Source organism: Streptomyces sp. NPDC025651, from assembly GCF_055558735.1.
Map to the genome: position 1 here is coordinate 530,067 of NZ_JBVHLZ010000004.1, position 6,769 is coordinate 536,835.

Consider the following 6,769-nt stretch of genomic DNA (forward strand, 5'->3'; position numbering starts at 1 on the left):
GTGGTTGCGAGTGCGCGGCGTCATGGCTCGGTTCGTCGCCGGCTCCGCCGGGCTCGTCCTCAAGCGCCGGACGGGCTTGAGACGAAACGTCCCGGGCCGGGCTGGAGGATCCAGCCCGGCCCGGGAAGATTCAGCCTCTCCGGCGATTGAGGAGCGGGTTCCGGGGCGGAGCCCCGTGTGCCGCGCCCCGTCGCCGGGTCAGTCCTTGATCTCGCAGATGACCGCACCGGAGGTCAGGCTCGCGCCCACCTCCGCGGCGAGGCCCTTGATCGTGCCCGAGCGGTGGGCGTTGAGGGGCTGTTCCATCTTCATGGCCTCGAGGACGACGACCAGGTCGCCCTCCTTGACCTCCTGGCCCTCCTCGACCGCGACCTTGACGATCGTGCCCTGCATGGGCGAGGCGAGGGTGTCGCCGGAGGCCGCCGGGCCCGACTTCTTGGCCGCGCGGCGCTTGGGACGGGCGCCGCCCGCGGCCGCCGTGCGCGCGATCGTCATGCCCAGCGAGGACGGCAGCGAGACCTCAAGTCGCTTGCCGCCGACCTCGACGACGACCGTCTCGCGGCCCGGCTCCTCGTCCGCCTCCGCGTCCGCGGCGGGCGCGGCGAACGGCGGGATCTCGTTGACGAACTCGGTCTCGATCCAGCGGGTGTGGACCGTGAACGGGTCGCTGGAGCCGGTCAGTTCGGGCGCGAACGCCGGGTCCTTGACGACGGCACGGTGGAACGGGATGGCGGTCGCCATGCCCTCGACATTGAACTCCGCGAGCGCGCGGGCGGCGCGCTGCAGCGCCTGCTCGCGGGTCGCGCCGGTGACGATCAGCTTGGCCAGGAGCGAGTCCCAGGCCGGGCCGATGACCGAGCCCGACTCGACGCCCGCGTCCAGGCGGACGCCGGGGCCCGTCGGGGGCGCGAAGGCCGTGACGGTGCCCGGCGCGGGCAGGAAGTTGCGGCCCGGGTCCTCGCCGTTGATGCGGAACTCGAAGGAATGACCGCGCAGTTCGGGGTCGCCGTACCCGAGCTCCTCGCCGTCGGCGATGCGGAACATCTCGCGGACGAGGTCGATGCCCGCGACCTCCTCGGTGACCGGGTGCTCCACCTGCAGACGGGTGTTGACCTCCAGGAAGGAGATCGTGCCGTCGACGCCGACGAGGAACTCGACGGTGCCCGCGCCGACGTAGCCGGCCTCCTTCAGGATCGCCTTCGAGGCGCTGTACAGCTCCTCGACCTGGGCGTCCGTCAGGAACGGCGCGGGGGCCTCCTCGACGAGCTTCTGGTGGCGGCGCTGCAGCGAGCAGTCACGGGTGGACACGACCACCACGTTGCCGTGCTGGTCGGCCAGGCACTGGGTCTCCACGTGCCGCGGCTTGTCGAGGTAGCGCTCCACGAAGCACTCGCCGCGGCCGAACGCGGCCACCGCCTCGCGCACCGCGGAGTCGTACAGCTCGGGGACCTCTTCGAGGGTGCGGGCCACCTTCAGACCGCGGCCGCCACCGCCGAACGCCGCCTTGATCGCGATCGGCAGGCCGTGCTCCTCGGCGAAGGCGACGACCTCGTCGGCGCCGGACACCGGGTCGGGCGTGCCCGCGACCAGCGGGGCACCCGCGCGCTGCGCGATGTGCCGGGCGGCGACCTTGTCGCCCAGGTCGCGGATGGCCTGCGGCGGCGGGCCGATCCAGATCAGACCGGCGTCCAGCACGGCCTGCGCGAACTCGGCGTTCTCCGAAAGGAAGCCGTAACCGGGGTGGATCGCGTCCGCCCCCGCGTCCTTGGCCGCGCCGAGCACCTTGGAGATGTCCAGGTAGCTGGTGGCCGGAGTGTCACCGCCCAGGGCGAACGCCTCATCTGCCGCGCGGACGTGAAGAGCGTCCCGGTCGGGGTCTGCGTAGACGGCTACGCTCGCGATCCCTGCGTCCCGGCATGCCCGAGCAACGCGGACAGCGATTTCGCCACGGTTGGCGATGAGCACCTTGCGCACGATGGCTCCCTCCTTGAAACAAGCCGAGTTTAGGGACTGCCGACACGGGCTTACGACCCGTCCCCAATAGTGAGCTTGCCCACACGGAGTGTGACTCGAGGCCGGCTTGGTCCGCGAAATCCCTTGTCGTACCACGGTACGCAGGGTCTCTCCCCGGCAGCGTAGCCCTCCGGTGTGGTCAAGGTCTCTGTGAGGCAGCGCTGCGGCAGAGCGGCTTTCTTTGTGGAGTCCCTACGAATGGCCCAATGATTCTTTGCCTTCGGCGCAGCCCTTGTCCCGGGGTTTACCCGTTAGTAGCGTTCGCGATGGCTCGAACGTACTTGGGGTAACAGCAGCGGAAAGAGGGTGGGGCGCCGTGGCGCGCAGACCGGTGGCCTGGGTGGGCGCGATCGTTCTCGTCGCGGAGGCGATCGGCATCGCACTCCTCAACTGGTTCCTCGGCCTCGTCGTCGACAAGCAGAAGATGTCCCTCGCCGGCCTCGACCCGCACGCGATGTCCGTGTCGGCCTGGATCGGCGGCATCGTCTTCGGCGGCTATTTCGCCCTGTGCGCCCTCGTCATGGCCCGCACCGCCGCGCGCGACCGCGCCCCCGGCGGCTTCGGCCGCCTGCTCCTGATCAGCTGCGCCGTTGTGCACGGGCTGCTCGGGGCCTTCTGCGTGGGCCCGGTGGGGTGGGTCGCGTTCGCCTTCATGATGGTCGTGCTCGGCCTGATCGTCCTCACGCTCGTGGCGTACGACAAGAAGGCACAGCAGGACGAGAGCGGCCCCCTGGCTACTTCTGCCACAACTGCGTGATGCCCACGCCCAGTTCGGCCAGCAGACGGCGCAGCAGCGGCAGCGAGAGGCCGATGACGTTGCCGTGGTCGCCCTCGATGCCGTCGACGAACGGCGCCGAGCGGCCGTCCAGGGTGAACGCCCCTGCCACGTGCAGCGGTTCACCGCTCGCGACGTACGCGGCGATCTCCTCGTCCGAGGGATCGCCGAAGCGGACCACGGTGGACGCCGTCGCCGAGGCGTACCGGCCCGAGTCGGTGTCGTACACGCAGTGGCCGGTCTGCAGGACGCCCGCGCGGCCGCGCATGTCCTTCCAGCGCGCGGTGGCCTCCTCGGCGTCGGCGGGCTTGCCGAGCGCCCGGCCGTCCAGTTCCAGAACCGAGTCGCAGCCGACGACCAGGGCGCCCTTCGCCTCGGGCCGTGCGGCGACCACGGACGCCTTGGCCTCGGCAAGGGCGAGCGCGAGCTCGGCGGGGGTGGGTGCGGAGACCTTGTCCTCGTCGACGCCGCTGACGATCACCTCGGGGGCGAGGCCGGCCTGGCGGAGCAGGCCGAGGCGTGCGGGGGACTGGGAGGCGAGGACGAGACGGCGGGGCTGATCACTCATGCGGTCAGCGTAGGCGCTCCGCTGGGGGGCGGGTGTGTCGGCTGCGGGTGCTTCGTGGCTTGTCGCGCAGTTCCCCGCGCCCCTTCGGGGCGCTCAGTGGATGCTCAGCACGAACATCGCCACCACCATGGCCAGGGCCAGGACGATTCCCGCACGGCGCATCTTCGCCTGCATGTCCCGCATGTCCTTGGGAGGGTTGTCCTCCGGATCCGACCACAGCATGGACTCGATACTGCGGCCGGGGCGGCCGGGGCGCCTGAGTACGCGTACTCAAGTTCCCCGGCCCAACTCGCCCATGGCGTGCGTCCCGTCGCCTATCCCGGCCAGTAGGTGCGGCCCCACGCCGTGGGCGAGGGGGCGGGCAGCCGGTGGCGGGCCACTCGCGCGGGGTCGGCCCAGGAGTCGGGCGGCGCGGGCGCGCCGGACGGCTGGTTCGCCACCGCCGCGGCGCGCGCCTGGACCACCGCCAGGGCGGCGGCGAGCTCCTCCGGGGTCGGGTTGCCCCGTACGACCTTGATCATGACCGCTCCCTGAAGGACTAGAGGGGGATGTTGCCGTGCTTCTTCGGAGGCAGGGATTCCCGCTTCGTACGCAGCTGACGCAGGCCGCGGACGAGATGGGACCGGGTCTCCGAAGGCATGATCACGGCGTCGATGTAGCCGCGCTCGGCCGCCGTGTACGGGTTGAGCAGCGCGTCCTCGTACTCCTGGATGAGCCGCGCGCGGACCTCTTCGACGTCGTCCCCGGCCTCGGCGATCGTGCGGCGGTGCAGGATGTTCACCGCGCCCTGCGCGCCCATCACCGCGATCTGCGCGGTCGGCCAGGCGAGGTTCAGGTCGGCGCCCAGGTGCTTGGAGCCCATCACGTCGTACGCGCCGCCGAAGGCCTTGCGCGTGATGATCGTGATGAGCGGGACCGTGGCCTCGGCGTACGCGTAGATGAGCTTGGCGCCGCGGCGGATGATGCCCGTGTGCTCCTGCTCGACGCCCGGCAGGAAGCCCGGCACGTCGACGAAGGTGATGACCGGGATGTTGAACGCGTCGCAGGTGCGGACGAAGCGGGCGCCCTTCTCGGACGCGTCGATGTTCAGGCAACCGGCGAACTGCGTGGGCTGGTTGGCGACGATGCCCACGGGGTGGCCCTCGATCCGGCCGAACCCGGTGATGATGTTCGGCGCGAACAGCGGCTGCGTCTCGAAGAACTCCCCGTCGTCCAGGACGTGCTCGATCACGCCGTGCATGTCGTACGGCTGGTTGGCGCTGTCCGGGATGAGGGTGTCCAACTCCCGGTCCTCGTCGGTGAGTTCCAGGTCCGCCTCCTCGGGGAAGGCGGGCGGCTCGCTGAGGTTGTTCGAAGGCAGGTAGGAGAGGAGGGACTTGACGTACTCGATGGCGTCCTTCTCGTCGCCCGCCATGTGGTGCGCGACGCCGGACGTGGCGTTGTGGGTGCGGGCGCCGCCCAGCTCCTCGAAGCCGACGTCCTCGCCGGTGACCGTCTTGATGACGTCGGGCCCGGTGATGAACATGTGCGAGGTCTGGTCGACCATGACCGTGAAGTCGGTGATCGCGGGGGAGTACACGGCGCCGCCCGCGCACGGGCCGACGACCAGGCTGATCTGCGGGATCACGCCCGAGGCGTGGGTGTTGCGGCGGAAGATCTCGCCGTACATGCCGAGGGCCATGACGCCCTCCTGGATGCGGGCGCCGCCCGAGTCGTTGATCCCGACGACCGGGCAGCCGGTCTTCAGGGCGAAGTCCATGACCTTGACGATCTTCTGGCCGAAGACCTCGCCGAGCGCGCCGCCGAAGACCGTGAAGTCCTGCGAGAAGACGGCGACCGGGCGGCCGTCGACCGTGCCGTAACCGGTCACCACGCCGTCGCCGTACGGCCGGTTCTTCTCCAGGCCGAAGTTGGTCGAGCGGTGCTGCGCGAACTCGTCGAACTCGACGAACGAGCCCTCGTCGAGGAGGAGTTCGATCCGCTCGCGCGCCGTCAGCTTGCCCTTGGCGTGCTGCTTCTCGACCGCTCTGGCCGAGCCCGCGTGCTTGGCCTCCTCGATGCGGCGCTGGAGATCCGCGAGCTTTCCGGCGGTCGTGTGGATGTCGATCTCGGACATAGGGATGCGGCTCCCTGCCTGCTCAAAGGTGCGTACGGCGGCTTACGGCTGCTTACTGCGGCTGGCTACTGACCCGTAGCGTATCGGCGCCGATACCGTTCGGCAGTGCGGCGTTTACCACACCTAAGGTGGCTTGCATGACGCCGTCAGATGCTGAAGACAACCGCTGGTCCGACCTCGATCGGCCGCCGCTCGGCGCCGCCTCCCTGCGGCGGGCGCTGGTGCGCGACGGCGGCCTGTGGACCTCCCTCGACGTGGTGGCCGCCACCGGGTCGACCAACAGCGACCTCGCGGCGCGGGCCGACGAGCTCGCCGAGGGCACGGTGCTCGTCGCCGAGGAGCAGAGCGCGGGGCGCGGCCGCCTCGACCGGCAGTGGTCGGCGCCCCCGCGCTCCGGGCTCTTCTTCTCCGTGCTGCTCAAGCCCGCCGAGGTGCCGGTGGAGCGGTGGGGCTGGCTGCCGCTGCTCACCGGTGTGGCCGTCGCGACGGGCCTGTCCCGCGCGGCGGGCGTGGACACCGCACTCAAGTGGCCCAACGACCTCCTGGTCACGGTCGGTGACCAGGAGCGCAAGGCGGGCGGCATCCTCGCGGAGCGGGCGGGCTCCGCGTCCGGCGGGGGCGTCGTCGTCGGCGTCGGCCTCAACGTGACGCTGCGCGAGGACGAGCTGCCGGTGCCGACCGCCGGGTCGCTCGCCCTTGCCGGGGCGAAGGTCACGGACCGCGACCCGCTGCTGCGGGCCGTGCTGCGGTCCTTTGAGCAGTGGTACGGGGACTGGCGCGCGGCCGGCGGCGACCCCGCCGCGTCCGGGCTCCAGGAGACGTACGCCGCGGGGTGCGCGACGCTCGGCCGCCGCGTTCGGGCCGAGCTGCCGGGCGACCGCGCCCTGGTCGGCGAGGCGGTGGCGGTGGACGGCGACGGCCGCCTGGTCCTGGCCACGGAGGACGGGGTGCAGCAGCCGGTGGGGGCGGGGGACATCGTGCATCTGCGCCCGGCGGGCTGAGCATGCGGACCGGTCGCGCCCCGAAGAGGCGCGGGGCTGTGACAGGTGCGGCCCTGCCGCGTGGGCGCGATCGGCCACGACATGCCCGCAGGTGTGCGAGGGCGAGCCGCGGCACGCCTGCCGTGCTGTGTTTTCCCGGGGGGCGACCCCCGGACCCCCGGCCGTCAAGGAGCGGGTCGTGGGAGTCGCGAGTGAGCTGCGGCACGCCTGCCGTGCTGTGTTTTCCCGGGGGGCGACCCCCGGACCCCCGGCCGTCAAGGAGCGGGTCGTGGGAGTCGCGAGTGAGCTGCGGCACA

7 protein-coding genes are annotated in these 6,769 nt (G+C 71.4%); 2 read left to right on the forward strand and 5 right to left on the reverse strand.

From position 1 onward, the window contains the following. Nucleotides 1-198 precede the first annotated feature (198 nt). Complete coding sequence (locus ACZ4D5_RS18810; protein ID WP_467773458.1) at nucleotides 199-1,974, reverse strand: acetyl/propionyl/methylcrotonyl-CoA carboxylase subunit alpha; 1,776 nt, start codon at nucleotides 1,972-1,974, stop codon at nucleotides 199-201. A 355-nt stretch (nucleotides 1,975-2,329) separates the two neighbouring features. On the opposite strand from ACZ4D5_RS18810, the gene ACZ4D5_RS18815 reads away from it, so the two are divergent. Continuing rightward, nucleotides 2,330-2,770 carry a hypothetical protein gene (locus ACZ4D5_RS18815; protein ID WP_467773459.1) on the forward strand — a complete coding sequence of 147 codons (441 nt, stop codon included), beginning with the start codon at nucleotides 2,330-2,332 and terminating at the stop codon, nucleotides 2,768-2,770. Here ACZ4D5_RS18815 and ACZ4D5_RS18820 read toward each other — a convergent pair. From ACZ4D5_RS18820 to ACZ4D5_RS18835, 4 genes are all read right to left on the reverse strand, one after another. Next, nucleotides 2,748-3,356 carry a nucleoside triphosphate pyrophosphatase gene (locus ACZ4D5_RS18820; RefSeq protein ID WP_467773460.1) on the reverse strand — a complete coding sequence of 203 codons (609 nt, stop codon included), beginning with the start codon at nucleotides 3,354-3,356 and terminating at the stop codon, nucleotides 2,748-2,750. The two genes, ACZ4D5_RS18815 and ACZ4D5_RS18820, sit on opposite strands and share 23 nt — an antisense overlap. A 93-nt stretch (nucleotides 3,357-3,449) precedes the next feature. Next, nucleotides 3,450-3,578, reverse strand: coding sequence for a morphogenic membrane protein MmpB (mmpB, locus tag ACZ4D5_RS18825; protein ID WP_467773461.1), 129 nt, complete (start codon nucleotides 3,576-3,578; stop codon nucleotides 3,450-3,452). A 92-nt stretch (nucleotides 3,579-3,670) separates the two neighbouring features. Beyond that, nucleotides 3,671-3,877, reverse strand: coding sequence for an acyl-CoA carboxylase subunit epsilon (locus tag ACZ4D5_RS18830; RefSeq protein WP_467773462.1), 207 nt, complete (start codon nucleotides 3,875-3,877; stop codon nucleotides 3,671-3,673). Nucleotides 3,878-3,894: 17 nt separating this feature from the next. Continuing rightward, nucleotides 3,895-5,472 (reverse strand): acyl-CoA carboxylase subunit beta, encoded by a 1,578-nt coding sequence (locus ACZ4D5_RS18835; RefSeq protein ID WP_467773463.1) that lies wholly within the window; start codon nucleotides 5,470-5,472, stop codon nucleotides 3,895-3,897. A 137-nt stretch (nucleotides 5,473-5,609) separates the two neighbouring features. On the opposite strand from ACZ4D5_RS18835, the gene ACZ4D5_RS18840 reads away from it, so the two are divergent. Continuing rightward, the gene (locus ACZ4D5_RS18840; protein ID WP_467773464.1) at nucleotides 5,610-6,473 is read left to right on the forward strand and encodes a biotin--[acetyl-CoA-carboxylase] ligase; all 864 of its coding nucleotides are present in this window, start codon (nucleotides 5,610-5,612) and stop codon (nucleotides 6,471-6,473) included. The last annotated feature ends 296 nt before the right edge of the window (nucleotides 6,474-6,769 follow it).